This window comes from Porphyromonas uenonis DSM 23387 = JCM 13868, from assembly GCF_000482365.1.
GTDB classification, from domain to species: domain Bacteria; phylum Bacteroidota; class Bacteroidia; order Bacteroidales; family Porphyromonadaceae; genus Porphyromonas; species Porphyromonas uenonis.
Genome location: NZ_AXVC01000031.1, coordinates 1 through 19042 on the forward strand (window position 1 = coordinate 1; position 19042 = coordinate 19042).

At 54.5% G+C, this 19042-nt stretch carries 13 protein-coding genes and 1 pseudogene; 13 read left to right on the forward strand and 1 reads right to left on the reverse strand.

Annotation, left to right across the window (positions count from 1 at the left end):
- The first annotated feature begins 308 nt into the window (after positions 1-308).
- The 13 genes from L215_RS0103305 (at position 309) to mutS (ending at position 18417) form a co-directional block, all read left to right on the forward strand.
- Positions 309-1352: a glycosyltransferase gene (locus tag L215_RS0103305; protein WP_025882782.1), complete on the forward strand. Its 1044-nt coding sequence runs from the start codon at positions 309-311 to the stop codon at positions 1350-1352.
- Positions 1349-2419, forward strand: coding sequence for an EpsG family protein (locus tag L215_RS0103310; RefSeq protein WP_027451339.1), 1071 nt, complete (start codon positions 1349-1351; stop codon positions 2417-2419). The genes L215_RS0103305 and L215_RS0103310 overlap by 4 nt, the downstream gene beginning before the upstream one ends.
- Positions 2413-3594, forward strand: coding sequence for a glycosyltransferase family 4 protein (locus tag L215_RS0103315; protein WP_025882781.1), 1182 nt, complete (start codon positions 2413-2415; stop codon positions 3592-3594). Before L215_RS0103310 ends, L215_RS0103315 begins: the two co-directional genes overlap by 7 nt.
- A 74-nt stretch (positions 3595-3668) precedes the next feature.
- Entirely contained in the window at positions 3669-4469 is an 801-nt protein-coding gene (locus L215_RS0103320) for a glycosyltransferase family 2 protein (protein ID WP_238296193.1), read from the forward strand.
- Positions 4466-5476: a glycosyltransferase family 2 protein gene (locus L215_RS0103325; RefSeq protein ID WP_025882778.1), complete on the forward strand. Its 1011-nt coding sequence runs from the start codon at positions 4466-4468 to the stop codon at positions 5474-5476. Before L215_RS0103320 ends, L215_RS0103325 begins: the two co-directional genes overlap by 4 nt.
- Before the next feature lie 7 nt (positions 5477-5483).
- Positions 5484-6092 (forward strand): sugar transferase, encoded by a 609-nt coding sequence (locus L215_RS0103330; RefSeq protein ID WP_025882777.1) that lies wholly within the window; start codon positions 5484-5486, stop codon positions 6090-6092.
- A gap of 161 nt (positions 6093-6253) precedes the next feature.
- The gene (locus L215_RS0103335; RefSeq protein ID WP_025882775.1) at positions 6254-6841 is read left to right on the forward strand and encodes an RNA polymerase sigma factor; all 588 of its coding nucleotides are present in this window, start codon (positions 6254-6256) and stop codon (positions 6839-6841) included.
- Positions 6842-6928: 87 nt separating this feature from the next.
- Positions 6929-7063, forward strand: a complete 135-nt coding sequence (locus L215_RS10390; protein WP_262498975.1) for a hypothetical protein — start codon at positions 6929-6931, stop codon at positions 7061-7063.
- A 313-nt stretch (positions 7064-7376) separates the two neighbouring features.
- On the forward strand, positions 7377-9371 hold the full coding sequence (locus tag L215_RS0103345) for a urocanate hydratase (RefSeq protein WP_025882774.1): 1995 nt from the start codon (positions 7377-7379) through the stop codon (positions 9369-9371).
- Between the two features lie 100 nt (positions 9372-9471).
- Positions 9472-12159 (forward strand): calcium-translocating P-type ATPase, PMCA-type, encoded by a 2688-nt coding sequence (locus tag L215_RS0103350; RefSeq protein WP_027451340.1) that lies wholly within the window; start codon positions 9472-9474, stop codon positions 12157-12159.
- A gap of 190 nt (positions 12160-12349) precedes the next feature.
- Entirely contained in the window at positions 12350-15187 is a 2838-nt protein-coding gene (gene uvrA / locus L215_RS0103355) for an excinuclease ABC subunit UvrA (RefSeq protein WP_027451341.1), read from the forward strand.
- Between the two features lie 6 nt (positions 15188-15193).
- Positions 15194-15577 carry a MerR family transcriptional regulator gene (locus L215_RS0103360; protein ID WP_025882772.1) on the forward strand — a complete coding sequence of 128 codons (384 nt, stop codon included), beginning with the start codon at positions 15194-15196 and terminating at the stop codon, positions 15575-15577.
- 245 nt (positions 15578-15822) lie between these two features.
- On the forward strand, positions 15823-18417 hold the full coding sequence (gene mutS / locus L215_RS0103365) for a DNA mismatch repair protein MutS (protein ID WP_202898754.1): 2595 nt from the start codon (positions 15823-15825) through the stop codon (positions 18415-18417).
- 436 nt (positions 18418-18853) lie between these two features.
- Here mutS and L215_RS09755 read toward each other — a convergent pair.
- Positions 18854-19042, reverse strand: a pseudogene (locus L215_RS09755) (MobV family relaxase); the annotation flags it as partial.

Genomic DNA, 19042 nt, shown 5'->3' on the forward strand with positions numbered 1-19042 from the left:
TTCCTCCGAAGAATTTTTTATTTCCTACCTAGGAATTGGCAAATTCCTAGGTAGCTATTTGGGAAATTCCTAGGTAGAAATTCGATTAGAGGTTAGAGGTTAGAGGTTAGAAATTAGAGTTCGGAGAGGTTGGGGTAATCGGAGCTATCGAAGCCCTCGGAATGATCGGACTTCTAATCTCTAATCTCTATCCTCTAATCTCTAATCTCTAATCTCTAAGCTCTAATCTCTAAGCTCTAGCCTCTAACCTCTAATTTCGTACCTTTGCAGTTAGATCATTTTGCGCACCCCTTATACTTCACCACGAGATGTCTTTATCACAAGAACCCGCAGCACCCCACACGCCTAAAGTGTCGGTCATCATCCCCGTCTACAATGTCGAGCAGTACCTCCGTCGCTGTCTAGACAGCATACTAGGTCAGACGATGCCTGACTGGGAGGCTATCTGCGTAGATGACGGCAGCCCTGACGGCTCCGCTAGCATCCTAGCAGAGTATGCCGAGCAAGATAGCCGCTTCCGTATCCTAACGAAGGAAAACGGCGGTCTCTCCTCAGCACGTAATGCGGGCACGCAACTGGCTCGTGGTCAGTATGTCAACTATGTAGATTCGGACGATTTCATCCACCCGCAGACCTTCGAGCTGGCGCTGGCGCTGGCTGAGCGTGACGGATCAGACATCGTATCGTGGGTGCCAGACATGATCTACAAGCGTCGGCTACTCCTACGCGCTAAGCTGGGACGGTCTTACGATGACGTGATACCCTGGAGCATGTCGCAGCGCTACGACCTGAGCAAGGTACACGCAGTATGCACGACTGAAGTAGTCAGGCATGCGACCAATCATCGCTGGTTTGACGGTGTGTCGGATCCGATCCGCTACTTCTACGCTTGGCGTCATCTAGTGCGTCGGGAACTAGCAGTGGAGACCCCATTTGTCGAGGGACTGAAGTTTGAGGACTTCCCCTGGTGGAGCGACCTAATGCTACGCTCGCCACGTGTCACCATCACGCAGCTACCACTCTACTATTACTACTATAATAAAGAGTCGATCACGAGCGCCTCGACCGAGTGCCACAAGATCACCCACTGGATAGCGGGCATCCAGCACACCTTCCCGCAGTATGTCGCGTCGGCATCGGTGGTACAGTGGCACTGCTGGAAGGATCAGTGTCTCTGGGCGATCATCTGCGATCGCATCTCCAAGCAGCTCTACAAGGTACAGGATGAGACAAGCCGTGAGACCCTCGTACCGCTACTACGAGAGCTGTGGGACATGGGCGTCTTTGCGACACCCTACAACAAGCGCACGAGATACCACCAAGATCGTATCAAAGAGTACATTGGCCTGTGATCCCCTATATCCTATTACTGAGCTTACTACTCCTCTTCACGGGTCTGTACTATAGAGACCAGCGCTTTGAGGGGCTATACCAGCTCTTTACCTTTATCCTACTGGTCGGCTTCGCAGGTCTGCGGGTCGGACTAGGACAGGACTACGAGGTGTATGAGAATGGGTATAACTGGATACAGTCTGAGTCCTTTCAGGCTTTCGAACCGTTGTGGCGAGGCGTAATCTTGGGCATGAAGGCCTTAGGAATAGGCTTTCGCTCCTTTATGATCCTCACCTCGGCGATCACCATTGCTCTATTCTTTAAAGGCATACAACGGCTCTCTATATCCTACCCCTTGGGGGTGCTCTTCTTTGTCCTCTTTAATACGGGCTACCTAGAAACGCTCAATGGAGTACGGCAATGCCTTGCCTTGATGATTACCTTTGCAGCCTTTCATCTCTATGTGGAGCGACGTTACTGGCGCTTTTTCCTATGGGTCGTCCTCTCCTGTCTAGTACACAGCTCCTCGGTCATATGGTTTATCCTCTTACCGCTGATGTCCATACGGTGGGACTGGCGAGTCTTGACGGCGCTACTCGTGGTGACGCTCGCTGTGGGCAATCCGCTCTTCAAGGTGGTGGGGCATGTGCTGGAGCCAATGCTCCCTGAGCGCTATGCCTTCTACATATCTGGTCGAGAGATGGATGCACACCAGGGATGGATCAATATATTGGTGCAAAATGGGATGACGCTCCTACTACTCATCGGATCGCTCTACCTAGACAAGAAGCGTCATCGGGTCACGCATCTAGCTATCCTGCTTGTCGCCTTCAGCAGTATGATCTACAACTGTACCCTATCGTCAGATGTGGCAATGCGCTTTATGTACAACCCCGGTATCATGGTCTGTGTGGCACTGCCCAACCTGCTACTATCGGTAAAAGATAGATGGTATCAGCTGACCATCGCTGGGGTGATGATCCTCTACTTTATTTTCACTGTCAACAATGTGATGGATCCCGGCAGCTCGCTCCACACCTACCGATGGATCTATGACGACTACATCTATACTCCTACGCTATGGTAAGTAATGAGCCTACACCGCCTAGAGCGATCGCCTTTGTAGTAAATCAAATCCGCCCACAAGGGCCTCTCTTTGTAGTGCGAGACATTATCGCCGGACTTCCCGAGGGCTACTACAAGCCGTACATCATACAGCTCTGCTCACTAGAACCTCAGGGCGAGGCGATGGCTGACGAACTGCAAGCGATGGGGTGCGAGATCATCGAGCTAGGCTTCATGCGTGGACAGCTGGAGCTCTTTCCCCGATCTGCCGCTAAGCTCCTCGACGAGTGCCTGCAGCACTACAACATCACACTGGTACACAGCCACACCTACCAGCCCGACATCGTCACCAGCTATCTAGTGCATCGCTACATCCTCTTATCGACACAGCACAACATCGCCAAGCTAGACTTCACCTACGGCAAGGGGCGTCTGCTCGGAGGCTATATGTGTCGTCGCTTGATGCGTGCCTTGTCACGTCACCGCGAGGTGGTCTGCGTCTCGCACGTCTGCCGGGACTACTACCGCAAGCGCCTGCCTACGAAGGTCAGCGTCTATGTCGCACCCAATGGCATTGACAACGCACGCTTCACTCCTCCCGCCAGCCCCTCCGAACGGACACAACTGCGTCGCCAACTAAACCTCCCTGAGCAGGGCTACGTCATAACATATTGCGGAGGTCTCATCAAGCGCAAAGACCCCGAGCTCATCCTACGCGCCTTACGTCGTCTGAAGAGGCGACGCCAGCTACCGAGTGACTTACGGCTTCTCTTCCTCGGCAAGGGTCCTCTAGAGAGGCGCTGCCGACAACTGGCTAAGCCCTTGGGTGAGCAGGTTCAGTTTGTCGGCTTTACCGATCGTGTGGCGGACTACCTAAGTGCTTCTGATGCACTGATTACGGCTAGTCATGCCGAGGGCTTACCGCTTAACGTCATCGAGGGCGTAGCGTCGGGGTGCGTGGTCATTCACTCGAATTTGCCTATCTTTGGCGAGATTTTGGAATCCGTTCCGCAGATGGCTGCTCTACGTTTTGACCTAGGAAGTGTATCTCAGTGTGCCGATTGTATACTAAAAGCACCCTCTGTGACGTTTGATAGACAAGAAGCTCTGGAGATGGGAGATCTGTATGGTCGCCAACGCATGGCGCTACAGTACCATCGCATCTATCAGCAGCTACTGAGGAAATATCTTGGATAACGCATAAATAGATAAGCAATATATAGGTGCTAACAACTGGCTCTATAGTACTCTACAAGAGTAATGCGTCCTTTGTGGAGCAGATTATTGAGGACTTCTTTCGAACGCCCTCACAGCCACGGGTGGAGACGGACAAGCGTCTCTACCTCATCGACAATTCGCCCACAGATGAGCTACGCTTCCTCGCAGATCTTCCCGTCGGCAAGGGACGGATCTACTACGAGCATCAGCCGAGCAACCTAGGCTTTGGCAAGGCACACAACATAGCTATACGCCTAGCCCACAGCGAGGGCGCACGATACCATGTGATCATCAATCCTGATGTGCGCTTTGACGAGACGGTGCTAGACACGCTCACCGCTTATATGGAGGAGCACGAGGAGGTGGGGCTCGTATCGCCTTTTGTCTACTACCCTGACGGTCGTCCGCAGCAGCTCTGCAAGCTCCTACCTAGACCGTGGGATGTGCTCTTGCGTCGCTTCTCTTTCAGTCAGTGGATACGCGACAAGGTCAACAAGCGGTACGAGATGCACTGGCTAGACTATAGCAAGCCTGTAGAGGTACCCTACTTGTCGGGCTGCTTTATGTTCACTAGGATGGAGACTCTGGAGCGTGTGGGAGGCTTTGATGAGCGCTTTTTCATGTATGTCGAGGATACCGACCTCTCTAGGCGCATCGGACAAGTCTCCAAGACGATCTGTCACCCAGAGGCTAAGATCACGCATGTCCACAGCCGAGGCTCGTATCACGATGCTAAGCTCCTATGGCACCATATCTCCTCGATGGTCAAGTACTTCAACAAGTGGGGTTGGTGGTGTGATGCGGAGCGCAAAGAGGTCAACGCGCGCTATATACCTAAGGAAGCGAAGCTATGAGTGTAGAACTACCCCTCTCTGTCATCATACCTATATATAATGGAGCGAAGACCATCGCACGCTGCTTAGACTCTCTCGTCGCTATCCCAGACGCTGCGACGACTATAGAAATCATCGTGATCAATGACGGGAGCCAAGATGAGACTCTGGAGGTAGTGACCAACTATCAAGCGCAACACCCTGAGCAACGCATGCGCATCATCAGCCAAACCAACCAAGGGCAGTCTGCAGCTCGCAACAAAGGCTTAGAAGTAGCTCAGGGAGCCTACGTTTGGTTTGTCGATGCCGATGACTGGGTAGATAGTGTCGCGGCAAGTTACCTGCTCACACTCATTGCCAAGGAATCGTACGACAAGCCGTACGACATGCTCTGCTTTGGTGTACGCAATGTCACAGACGAGGGGGAGGAGGTCTCCTCCGAGTGGTTGGACAGCTCCGCACATGACTTTGACCAGCTCCAGTGCACCGACGGGAGGGCGCTCTTGACCCAGCACAACCTGTCGGGAGGCATCTGGGCCTTTCTGTGGCGACGCACCATGCTCGAGGAGCATCAGGCACGCTTTATGGAGGGGTTGCTCCATGAAGATGCACTCTTCTACTGGCACTACACAGCCTATGCCGAGCGGGTACTACTCGTCCCTATCATAGCCTATTACTACTATCAGAGAGCTGACTCATCTATCCATAGCGTCCACACCTTACAGCTTCGTGCTTTCTCTCGCCTAGAGGGAGCGCTGATCTTAATACAGTATGCCGAGGAGACTTCCTCTCTACGAGACTTCTACCTAGACAAAGCCTCCACTAGCTATCGACTTAGCCTACGTATGGTCGCTCGCTATGGCAAGGTCTCCGAGCTCAAAGCCTACACACAGCGTATGGAGCGGTCGGGAGACTACAAGCTCCTCATACGCTATGCTGGCCGTAAGGGTGCTCCGCTCATCCGTATAGCACACCGCGCACCCTGGTTCTTCAATCTAATTGCTCACATACTTCCCCCTGTAGCATAGACTCTCCATGTATCGTAACTATATCAAGCGACTCCTAGATATCATCTGCTCCCTACTGGGACTGATCATCTTGTCTCCACTGCTTCTTGTGGTGATCGTGGTGATGTTCTTTGCCAATAAAGGGGCTGGGGTCTTCTTTTCTCAGGCACGTCCTGGACGAGGAGAGCGACTCTTTAATATGTACAAGTTCAAGTCGATGACGGACGAGCGCGATGCTGCGGGCAATCTGCTCCCCGATGCGAAGCGCCTGACCGCTATGGGGCGGTTTATCCGCAAGACCTCCATCGACGAACTACCGCAACTATGGAATGTGCTACGTGGTGATATGAGCCTCGTGGGTCCTCGTCCCTTCCTAGCAGAGTACTTACAGCTCATGAAGCCTCATCAACGTAAGCGCTATGAGGTACGCCCTGGGATCACCGGCTTAGCACAGATCAATGGACGCAACAAGCTAAGCTACCAGCATCGCTTTAAGTATGATGTGTGGTACGTCAACAATCTCTCATTTGCACTAGATGTCAAGATTATCCTTGAGACCATTGCGCTGACACTCAAGATGAAAGATGTCTCCTCGGCAACAGGCGAGACTTCCGAGATATTTACTGGAGAGAACTAAAGCTCCTCCATTTCTTTCTTATTCTCTTCCTAAATCTCCTCGTGATTTGCATATCTCGGGGAGTTTTGGTTACTTTGCAGTACCATTAAGTAACCAATAAGTAATCACAGCCTATAGAATAGACAGCTACCTTTTATAAATACAAAGGATACTCTCTATATATGACCACACTCCGTACGTGCAGCGACGATGAGCTCGTCTGCCAATATTGTGAGGGCTGTGATAGAGCTTTTGCAGAGCTCCTCCGTCGGTATGAAGCCGACATACATAACTATATATTCCTGACTGTCACTGATAGTGATACTGCTGACGATCTCTTTCAGGAGGTCTTCATCAAGGTGATGCGTACCCTCAAGGAGGGTAAGTACCGTGCCAAGGGTAAGTTCAAAGCTTGGCTCCTACGCCTGACGCACAACATGATGATGGATCACTTCCGCAGTGAGAAGCGATCACTCTACGTGACCAACTACGATGCTAATCAGCAGATCCTCGATCTGACACCGGCGAGCGACCTCCCCGAGGACTTCTTTGACGATCAGGAGGCTATGTACCACCAGATATCGCTTTGCGTCGAGGACCTACCCGAAGCACAGCGAGAGGTCCTCAAGATGAGGATCTATGAAGACATACCCTTCAAGGAGATAGCCGAGCGCACCGAGGTAAGCATCAGCACAGCCCTGGGACGTATGCGCTATGCGCTGATCAACCTACGCAAGATGGTTCGAGAGCGCAATATTGCGCCCGTCTAAGCGTTTAGTCTGTGTACGGGGATCTCATAAGCTGTAGCCCATCAGGACTGACAGCAGCACCCTCCCCCACTACATGACTAGACGACTATGGATATACGACTACCTTATCTCACACCCACAAGTCTCTCCGAGGCTCTAGAGGCAGCCTCTCGAGCTAGACAATCTACACATCACCAAGAGATGATGCAGCATCTCCTCGATCTAGCGCAGAGCGGGGTGTAGCGACTTCTATCTTGAAGGGATGCTATAAGCCCACTTCCAAGCCTTCCAGCCAGCAAACACTGCGAGACGGATGCCGTGGCACTCGGGTCGAGACACACACAAAGCGAGCCGCCTAGTACTAGTACTAGACGGCTCGCTTCTTATTACGTCTTAGAGCAGTGCTCCTAAGATCTATCTTCTAATCTCTATCTTCTAACTTCTAATCTCTAATCTCTAGCTTCTAATTTCTATTATGCCCAGGGGGACATGTATACGTATCGGAGAGTTTTTAGTATCTTTGTGGGACTTGAAATTAAGATAGCAACCAGTAAATATGAAGAGAACTTGTAAGTTTACACTCGACGCTACACTGCCCAAGTACCCCACCTTTGAGGAGGGCATCCGTCGAGCACCGGATAGGGGCTATAGCTTGACCCCTGCACAAACACGTGTGGCACTACAGAATGCGCTACGCTATGTACCTAAAGAACTTCACGCTGAGCTCGCACCCGAGTTCCTCAAGGAGCTCAAGGAGCGTGGCAAGATCTACGCCTATCGCTATCGTCCCGAGGGCGATCTCAAGGCGGGACCTATCGATAGTTACAAGGGTAAGTGTATCGAGGGCAAGGCCTTCCAGGTGATGATCCACAACAACCTCTCACACGCTGTAGCGCTCTATCCTTATGAGCTTGTCACTTACGGTGAGACAGGTCAGGTGTGCCAGAACTGGCTCCAGTATCGCCTCATCATCAAGTACCTCGAGGAGCTCACACAGGATCAGACACTTGTCGTCGAGAGCGGACACCCACTGGGACTCTTTGCCTCGCATCCCTCTGCTCCTCGTGTCATCATCACCAACTCGATGATGGTCGGTCTCTATGACAATATCAAGGACTGGGAGATAGCTGCTCAGATGGGCGTCGCCAACTATGGTCAGATGACCGCTGGTGGCTGGATGTACATCGGGCCACAAGGTATCGTACACGGTACATTCAATACGCTACTCAACGCTGGTCGTCAGCAACTACATATCCCAAGCGGAGGCAACCTCGCTGGCAAGCTCTTTGTCTCCTCTGGTCTAGGCGGCATGAGTGGTGCACAGCCTAAGGCTGCTGACATCGCTGGTGCTACCTCTATCACGGCTGAGGTGGATATGTCTCGTATCATGACTCGCTACAATCAGGGCTGGGTCAAGCATATCGCTGAGACAATCCCCGAGGCGCTTAAGCTCGCTGAGCAGGGTATGAAGGCTGGTGAGCCTTGCTCTATCGCTTACCATGGTAATGTGGTGGACCTGCTGGAGTACTGTGTCGAGCACAACGTTCACATCGACCTACTCTCCGACCAGACGAGCTGTCACGCTGTCTACGAGGGTGGTTACTGCCCTGTATCGCTTACCTTTGAGGAGCGCACCGACCTGCTCGCACACGACAGAGAGCGCTTCTGCCAGGAGGTGGACAAGGGTCTGCACCGTCACTACGAGGCTATCAAGGCTCTGGTGGCTCGTGGCACTTACTTCTTTGACTATGGTAATGCCTTTATGAAGGCTTGCTTTGATGCTGGCATCCAGGAGATCTCTCGCAACGGCGTAGACGACAAGGATGGCTTCATCTGGCCAAGCTATGTAGAGGATATCATGGGTCCTGAGCTCTTTGACTACGGCTATGGTCCATTCCGCTGGGTATGCCTCAGCCACGATCACGAGGATTTGATCAAGACCGACCACGCCGCTATGGAGTGCATCGACCCGAACCGTCGTGAGCAGGATCGTGACAACTATATATGGATCCGCGACGCTGAGAAGAATCAGCTCATCGTCGGTACCGAGGCTCGTATCCTCTACCAGGACGCTGCGGGCCGTCTGAAGATCGCACTCAAGTTCAACGATATGGTACGTCGTGGCGAGGTTGGCCCGATCATGATCGGTCGTGACCACCACGATGTGAGCGGTACGGATAGCCCCTTCCGCGAGACGTCCAACATCCGTGACGGTAGTAACGTCATGGCCGACATGGCTGTCCAGTGCTTTGCGGGCAACTGCGCTCGTGGTATGAGCCTTGTCGCTCTGCACAACGGTGGTGGCGTCGGCGTCGGTAAGGCGATCAACGGAGGCTTTGGTATGGTCCTCGATGGTAGCCGTCGTGTCGACGAGATCCTACGTCAGGCTATGACTTGGGACGTGATGGGTGGTGTAGCTCGTCGCGCTTGGGCTCGCAATGAGAACGCTCTGTCTACCTCTCGCGAGTTCAACGAGGAGCACTCTGACCTCTACCACATCACCATCCCCTTCCTCGTGGATGACGCACTCCTTGATGAGGTACTGAAGTAAACCTTCATCGAATATCTAACGAAAAGCCTCGCCTCCCTAAGCACATAGCTAAGGGGGCGAGGCTTTTTTCCGTACTTTTGTCAGATACACACACTGACTAATGGAAGAAAGACATCACTATACTGGACTAAGCGATGCGCAGGTATTAGAGAGCCGCAAGGAGCATGGCGCAAACATCCTGACACCGCCTCAGAAAGCGCCCTTATGGCGACAGTTCTTAGAGAAGTTTACCGACCCGCTGATCATCATCTTGCTGATTGCTGGCGGGCTCTCCATCGGCATCTCCTGCTACGAGTACTTTGGGCTGGGCGAGGGCGCCGAGGTCTTCTTCGAGCCGGTAGGCATCTTCGTAGCGATCCTACTTGCTACGGGGCTTGCCTTTTACTTTGAGCTGCAGGCAGACAAGGAGTTCACCATCCTCAATCAGGTGCATGACGATGAGCTGGTGACGCTCATTCGCAATGGCAACGTAACGCAGGTGCCACGACGTGAGGTAGTCGTAGGCGACATCGTAATCCTAGGCAGTGGCGAGGAGGTGCCAGCCGACTGCGAGCTCCTCGAGGCGACGATGCTACAGATGGACGAGTCGACCCTCACGGGCGAGCCGTTCTGCAACAAGAGCGTTCACCCAGAGGAGTTTGACCAAGGCGCCACCTACCCCACCAATCATGTGATGAAAGGGACCAAAGTGATGGAGGGTCACGGCATCTGCAAAGTCCTCTCCGTGGGCGACAAGACGGAGCAAGGCAAAGTGTTCGAAGCTGTGCAAATTGATGATGGTGTCAAGACCCCGCTGAGCGAACAGCTCGATGGGCTGGGGAAATGGGTCACGAGGGTGAGCTACGGCATCGCTGCCCTCATTGTGGTGGGGCGTATCATCGCTTACCTTGTCACCAACGGTGCCGACATCTTTGGTTCTCTAGAGCAGGCTACGCCCTTCTTTGCTTACATTCTGCAGACCTTGATGATTGCTGTGACGCTCATCGTCGTGGCGGTGCCAGAGGGCTTGCCGATGGCGGTGACGCTGAGTCTAGCCTACAGTATGCGTCGTATGCTACGGACCAATAACTTGGTGCGCAAGATGCACGCTTGCGAGACGATGGGCGCGACCACCGTCATCTGTACCGACAAGACGGGTACGCTAACGCAAAACCTGATGAGCGTCGACGAGATGAAACTCTACGGCGACACCCCTCAGGATCTACTCCAGGAGGGCATTGCGATCAATTCAACCGCTTCGCTTGATCTCTCCGACCCCGCCAATCCACAGGTGCTAGGCAATCCAACGGAAGGCGCTCTGCTCCTATGGCTTCACGGTCAGGGGGTCGACTACCGCTCTTTGCGAGAGCATGCGGAGGCGGTCGCTGAGGTACCATTCTCCACAGAGCGCAAATATATGGCAACGCTCGTTGAGTCGCCTCGTCTGCAAGGCAAGCGGGTACTCTATATTAAGGGAGCCCCCGAGATCGTCTTTGACCTCTGCGCTGAGTCTGCTGTGAACCGTGAGGAGCTGGAGCAGCAGCTGGCCGAGTATCAGCGACGCGCTATGCGTACGCTAGGATTTGCCTACCAATTGGTTGACGAGGGCGACTCGGCGATTGAGTCTGGTCAATTGACCGCCAGCAAGCTCTGCTTCATCGGTGTGGTTGCCATCGCCGATCCCGTCCGCATGGAGGTACCTGCAGCGGTGCAGGAGTGTGTCCATGCTGGGATCGATGTGAAGGTGGTCACGGGCGACACCTCTGGCACGGCACGCGAGATAGCTCGTCAGATCGGCCTGTGGGACGACCGCCGAGATGGAGCGAATAGCATCATCACGGGACCTGACTTCGCAGCGCTCTCTGACGAAGAGCTCCTAGCACGTGTCAACGAGCTGAAGATCATCTCTCGAGCTCGTCCGATGGACAAAAAGCGACTCGTCGAGGCGCTCCAAAGCAATGGTCACGTAGTGGCTGTCACGGGCGACGGGACCAACGATGCGCCTGCTCTCCGTGCGGCACACGTCGGGCTCTCCATGGGCGATGGCACAAGCGTTGCCAAGGAGGCCTCCGACATTACCATCATCGACAACTCCTTTAGCAGTATCGGCAAGGCAGTCATGTGGGGACGCTCACTTTATCAAAACATTCAGCGCTTCCTTCTCTTCCAGTTGACCGTCAATGTGACCGCCTGTCTATTGGTCCTCTGTGGCGCCTTTATGGGTACAGAGTCCCCGCTGACCGTCACGCAGATGCTCTGGATCAATCTGATCATGGACACCTTCGCCGCCATGGCACTTGCCTCGCTACCACCCTCTGAGAGCGTGATGAAAGACAAGCCACGTGACCGCAACGCCTTCATTCTCAACAGCCCAATGCTACGTGAGATCATTGGCGTGGGTGGCTTCTTCTTTGCGTTGCTCCTGGTGCTACTCTATATCTTCCAGCGCACCGATGTGACGCAGCTGACTGACCTGCTCACGATGCAGCTCGGCCCCAAGGGTCACGTCTCAGCGTATGAGCAGACGCTCCTCTTCACGATCTTCGTGATGACGCACTTCTTCTACCTCTTCAATGCGCGCGCCTTTGAGACTGGACGCAGTGCGCTCCACTTCAAGGGGTGTCGCGGACTGCTCACCATCGTTGCGATCATCCTCATTGGTCAGGTTGGGATGGTCGAGGTGCCAGGGATACAGCAGTTCTTCAACGTGACGGGACTCAAGTTCATCGACTGGGTCATCATCGTCATCGGCTCCTCGCTCGTCCTCTGGGTACGTGAGCTGTGGCATCTCGTGGCGAGTAGAAGTTAGAGATTAGAAATTAGATGTTAGAGATTAGAGATTAGACCCTAGAGGCACTAGGACCACTAGAGGCACTAGCACTACGCACCTTCCCGATCTCTAATCTCTAACCTCTAACCTCTAATTTCTAATCTCTAACCTCTAATTTCTAATCTCTAACCTCTAATTTCGTATCTTTGTTCTGATAAAAGGAGTAGCTATGAAAAGGAGTCCCCTCAATGATATTATAATCCGTGGTTGCCGTGTTAACAACCTCAAGGGCATAGACCTAGACATCCCCCGTGGGGAGCTGGTCGTCATCACGGGCGTGAGCGGCTCGGGCAAGAGTTCGCTCGCCTTCGACACGCTCTACGCTGAGGGGCAGCGTCGCTATGTGGATAGTCTGTCGTCGTACGCACGGCAGTTCCTCATGCGTATGAAGAAGCCTGAGTGTGACCAGATCAAGAACCTCCCGCCTGCGGTCGCTATCGAGCAGCGGGTGGTTAGTCGCAATCCACGCTCTACTGTCGGCACCTCGTCAGAGATCGACGACTACCTACGTGTCTTGATGGCTCGTGTGGGCAAGCTCTACTCGCCTATCAGTGGCGAACTGGTCAAGCGTCACACGGCTGCCGATGTGGTTGAGGCGGCTCATCAGATTCCGACCGATAGCAAGCTTTACATCCTAGCAGATCTCTATCCGCCTGAGGGGCGACGTCTCATCGAGCATCTGATGCTCCTACAGGGACAGGGGTACAACCGTGTCCTCATTGACGACACGGTCTACCGCATTGAGGATGTGAGCAATAAGGAGCTACGCGAGGCGAAGCAGGTTCAGTTGATCGTGGATCGTCTGACCGTCCGCACGGGCGACGATAGCTACGAGTCGCGCCTCGGGGACTCGGTCGAGATAGCGCTTTACGAGGGTCGGGAGACCTGCGCCCTCCGTTGGCAAGATAGCGAGGGTGCGTGGAGTAGCGAGGGCCGGCGCAACTTTAGCGCACGCTTTGAGGCGGATGGGCGGACCTTTACGGAGCCTACGCCAGACCTCTTCAACTTCAACAGTCCAGCGGGTGCCTGCACCGTTTGCGGAGGCTTTGGCTCGATCCTCGGCATTGACCCCGAGCGGGTGATCCCCGACGACAGCCTCTCGCTCTACGAGGGGTGCGTGGATTGCTGGCGTGGGGCTAAGTCTTCCGAGTGGGCGAAAGCTTTCATGCATGAGGCGAAGCGCTTTGACTTTCCCATCCACACGCCCTACGCTGAGCTAACGCAGGAGCAGCGCGACCTGCTTTGGCACGGACATGAAGGCGGGGGCTGGGGCAAAGGGACGCTCTACGGCATTGACGACTACTTCGCCATGCTCCAGAAGGACATTTACAAGATCCAGAACCGTGTTCGTCTGGCGCACTATCGGGGCAAAAGTGAGTGCTACGCCTGCCATGGCGGTAGGCTCAAGGAGGATGCCCTGCTCTTTACCTATATGGGTAAGAACTTTCACCAGATCGGGCAAATGTCGATCCGTGAGGCATTGACCTTCTTTGCCCAAGAGCTGGAGGATCCCGATGAGGCTAAGATTGCGGAGCGTCCGCTCAAAGAGATCCGCAACCGACTCCGCACGCTAGACGGCGTGGGGCTCGGTTACCTGACCCTAGACAGACGCTCTAACACGCTCTCGGGCGGGGAGAGCCAGCGCATCAACCTAGCGACACGTCTGGGCAACAGCCTCGTCGGCTCGATGTACATACTGGATGAGCCAAGCATCGGTCTGCACGACCGGGACACCGATCGGCTGATATCGGTCATCAAAGAGCTACGTGACCAGGGCAACACGGTCATCGTCGTGGAGCATGACGAGCTGACGATACGTGCCGCTGACTACCTGATTGATATGGGGCTTGATGCGGGTCGTCTCGGTGGCGAGGTGATCTACCACGGCAAGCCGAGCGACATAACAGCCGAGACGCCAGGCTATACGGCGGCTTACCTGACGGGGCGCGAGGAGATACCTGTACCCAAGCATCGTCGCCCGGTGAAGCGCAGGCTGACGATGCACCATGTGCATAAGAACAATCTGAAAGGCTTCGACGTGGACATCCCGCTCTTTAACATGACGGTGGTCACGGGCGTGAGCGGTTCGGGCAAGAGTACCCTCATCTCCGACCTTCTTGTGGAGGAGCTACAGCGCATCATCAATGCACGTCCTCGAGAGACGCAGAGCCGTATGCTGACGGGCGACGTTGACCTTGTGGAACAGGTTCTTTACGTGGACCAAAACAGCGTGGGGCGCAGCACGCGCTCCAATCCGGTTACCTATATAGATGCGTTTACACCGATCCGCGAACTGTACGCTGACCAACCTTTGGCAAAGCAGATGGGCTACAAGCCTTACTTTTTCTCCTTTAATAAGGAGGGCGGACGTTGCGAAGTGTGCAAAGGCGATGGCGTCGTCGAGGTGCCGATGCAGTTTATGACGGACATCACGCTGGTCTGCGATGCGTGCGAGGGGAAGCGCTTTCAGAAGAACATCCTCGAGGTGACCTACCACGGGGTCAACATTTACGACCTGCTGGAGATGACGGTGGATCAAGCGATAGAGTTCTTTACCAAGTACCCAGCCGACCAAACCACTTCGATCATCCGTCTCCTCGAGGGGTTGCAGCGTGTCGGGCTAGGTTACCTGCAGCTAGGGCAAAACAGTTCGACGCTCTCGGGCGGTGAGAACCAGCGTCTCAAGCTCGCCTACTACCTCGGTCGTGACCACGAGCCGCACACGCTCTTCGTCTTCGATGAGCCGACCACGGGGCTACACTTTCACGATATATCTACGCTCCTAGCCGCCTTCCGTGACTTGATCGACCAGGGGCACTCGGTGCTGATCATCGAGCACAACATGGAGGTGATCAAGAGCGCCGACTACATCATCGACCTAGGACCCGATGGGGGCGACAAGGGTGGACAGCTCGTGGTGGCGGGCACCCCCGAAGAGGTGGCTGCCTGCCCCGACTCGATCACTGGTCACTACCTCAAGGAGAAGCTCAAACCCCGCAAAGCGTAAAACCCTATGGACAGCAAGAAGCTCTACTACTCCCACCGAGAGGTGTCTGAGACGCTCCAAGAGAGTCAGTCTACGGTGCGCTACTGGGTCGAGACCTTTGCCGTGCAGGTGCGTCGCAGTAGCACGGGACGACTCAAGTATTCGCAGGATAATCTGCGCGAATTGCAACTGATCCGTCACCTACTGCGAGAGGCTAACCTGACGATCGACGGTGCCAAGGCAACCCTCCGGCACAATCCCCAAGAGGCGGAGCAACGTGCCGAGGCGATTGCCCAGCTCAAAGCGGTGCGCGACGAACTTGTCGAGCTGCGTCAGCTCATTGAGCAGATTGAGCGCTACACCTCCGCCAGCGAAGTGCGTGACCGCCTCCGACAGGAGGGACTACTCTAGCTTCACTGCCACAAACCTCACGTATAGCGATATGTAGGGACGCACGGCTCGTGCGTCCGTCCCCGTTAAAAAAGATGAGGTTGTAACCTTTGACACAACGGACGCGCAGATCGTGCGTCCCTACAAAGGGTGACTCGTAAGGGTTGCTGAGACGAGGCGTATGCTTTTTTTTGGTACTTTTGATGCCATAACGACCTTAAGAGACTATTTATCCCGTGGCTAAGAAAGAGATCGCCGAGACCCCGATGATGCGGCAGTACTTGCAGTTCAAGAAGAAGCATCCCGATGCTATCTTGCTCTTTCGTGTGGGCGACTTCTACGAGACCTTTTCCGACGATGCCATCGAGGCGTCTAAGATCCTCGGCATCACGCTCACCAAGCGTGCCAACGGAGCGGCGCAGCATGTCGAGCTGGCGGGCTTTCCCCATCATGCGCTCGACACTTACCTGCCTAAGCTGGTACGGGCAGGCAAGCGGGTGGCCATCTGCGATCAGCTCGAAGATCCGAAGCTGACCAATAAGTTGGTCAAGCGTGGCATCACCGAGATCGTTACCCCCGGTGTCGTCACCACGGACAATGTCCTCCAGAGCAAGCAAAACAACTTCCTCGCAGCCGTTTACCCGCAAGCTAAAGGGGAGAACCGCTACGGCTTAGCACTGCTCGACCTCTCGACGGGAGAGTTTTACGCCACAGAGTGCACCGATCAGGTGCTCGCCAAGCTCATCTCCGGCTACAACCCCAAGGAGATCCTCATCGAGCGCAAGCATCGTGATCATCTGCAGCGACTCCTCCAGCCCGAGGGACATCTCTCGGACTACGACGACTGGATCTTCTCCGAGAGCAACAACCGTGAGCGTCTCCTGCAGCACTTCGGCACGCTCTCGCTCAAGGGCTTCGGCATCGACACCCTCCCGCTAGCGATCACAGCTGCGGGTGCCGTGCTTCACTACCTCGACATGACGAAGCACACCGAGATCGGTCACATCACCCGCATCGTGCGCATTGACGAGCAGCGACATGTGCGCATCGACGGCTTTACGGCTCACAGCCTAGAGCTCACCACCCCGATGAATGCGGGTGGTACCACGCTCCGCCAGATCCTCGATCAAACGGTCACCCCGATGGGTGCTCGTCTACTGGATCAGTGGATAGCTTTCCCGCTAAAAGAGCTCCAAGCGATCCAACAGCGCCAAAGCATTGTCGCAAACCTTGTGGACAATCCTCAGCTGCGCACCAAACTCACCGACCAGATGAAGGAGATAGGCGACCTGCAGCGCCTCGTGGGACGTGTCGCCATGGGACGTATCACCCCTCGCGAAGTAGTTCGCCTCGGACTCTCCATCGCTCTCATCGCACCCATACGCCAGCTCGCTCTAGACGAAGGCGAGGAGACCCTGACGACACTCTGCTCGCTACTCGATCCCTGCACGCCGCTGTGCCAACAGATCACCTATCAACTCAATCCCGAGGCACCGCAGCAGATCGGCAAGGGGGAGACGATCGCCGAGGGCTTTTGCGAAGAGCTAGACCAGTTACGGCGCTTGCTCAAGTCGGGCAAGCAATACCTCGACGACCTCCTCGCTCGTGAGACGGAGCACACTGGCATCGCCAGTCTCAAGATCGGCTTCAACAATGTCTTCGGCTACTACCTCGAGGTGCGCAATACCTACAAGGAGCAAGTGCCCGAAGAGTGGATTCGCAAGCAAACGCTCGTCAGTGCCGAGCGATACATTACCCAAGAACTAAAGGAGTACGAGGAGAAGATCCTCGGTGCCGAAGATCGTATCCTAGCCCTAGAGCAGGAGCTCTTTGCCAAGCTCATTGGAACACTCCAGCAGTTTGCCAATCAACTCCTACAAGATGCTCAGATCTTAGCGCAGCTCGATGTCCTCGCCTCACTGGCCGCTGTTGCCGAGGCGTATGACTACTGTCGTCCCACGCTCAACGAAGGGTACGACCTGGAGATCGTCGACGGACGCCACCCAGTCATCGAGCGCACCCTTCCTGCGGGGCAACCTTACATCCCCAACGATGTGCGGCTCTCCCCCATCGACTGCCAAATCATGATCATCACTGGTCCTAACATGAGCGGTAAGAGTGCCCTCCTCCGCCAGACGGCGCTCATCGTGATCATGGCGCAGATGGGAAGCTTCGTCCCCGCCACCTCAGCCACCATCGGCATCGTTGACTCGGTCTACACCCGTGTGGGCGCTTCGGACAATATCGCCGTGGGCGAGTCCACCTTTATGGTTGAGATGCAAGAGGCGGCCAGCATCCTTAACAACTTGACCCCTCGCAGCTTGATCCTCTTTGACGAGCTAGGACGTGGTACCAGCACTTTCGATGGGGTCTCCATAGCGTGGGCCATCGTCGAGTACCTGCACAGCACGACGCAGGGACGAGCCAAGACGCTCTTCGCCACACACTACCACGAGCTCAACGAGCTAGCCGACCACCTCGAGCGGGTGCAGTGCTACAATGTCTCGGCACGTGAGATCGATGGCGAGATGCTTTTCCTCCGCAAGTTAGTCCCTGGCGGCTCAGCGCACAGCTTCGGTATACAGGTTGCGAAGTTGGCCGGTATGCCCACCTGGATCGTAGCGCGAGCTGGCGAAGTGCTCAAGCACCTAGAGGCTTACCGCACCGAGAGCGATCAAGCCCCCGACTCCGCCACCCCCAGCACGTCCCAGAGCGGGGGCATGCAAATGTCTATCTTCCAGTTAGACGACCCAGTCCTCACGGCCGTCCGCACCAAGATCAACGAGCTAGACATCGACAACCTCACGCCTCTAGACGCTCTCAAGCAGCTCGACGCCCTCAAGCAGATGCTCAACAACTAACGAGTAACGACACTCATACAAGTAACCCTGTGTAGAGACACATTTCTACACAGGGTTCTTTGCTTGAAGCCTGTCGACAAAGACTCGCCCCTACAACTTCCCAAAAACTTTCCAGCCTTGGAAAACTATTTTTCCTACGTAGGAAATGAAGAGTTCCTCCGTTGGAACTAAAAAGTTCCTCCCTGATTTTTTGGTTTCGGACTATCTAGCTGAGAAGTAAGAGGTTACCGTTTGGAGCGATGCGGATAGGTAACGATTTAGAAATGAGCGGAGTGCTTTGAAGTACATCGTTTTGGATAGCCAAAGAACGCTCACTATTATCACTTGCAAAGATAGTGATTCGTGGGAGAAAGTGAGTGTTCTTGCGTGATTTTCTTCTTAAAAGTTTAGTCGGAGCCCAAACATTACAATGAAAGGGGAAGGAGATGTCTTATCTCTACAGTCGTTGCGAGCGATTACGATTGACAAGCTGTTTCCATTTCTGTTCGCACCAATCAGAAACAGATAGTCCATTGATGGTAAGAAGAGGCTGACGCTTCTCGTTGGTTATAATGCGTAGCTCCGCATTTTCCTCCGTGAAGTTTCGTTTGTACATTCCCGAATATGCCGTAGCCGTACCACGGAC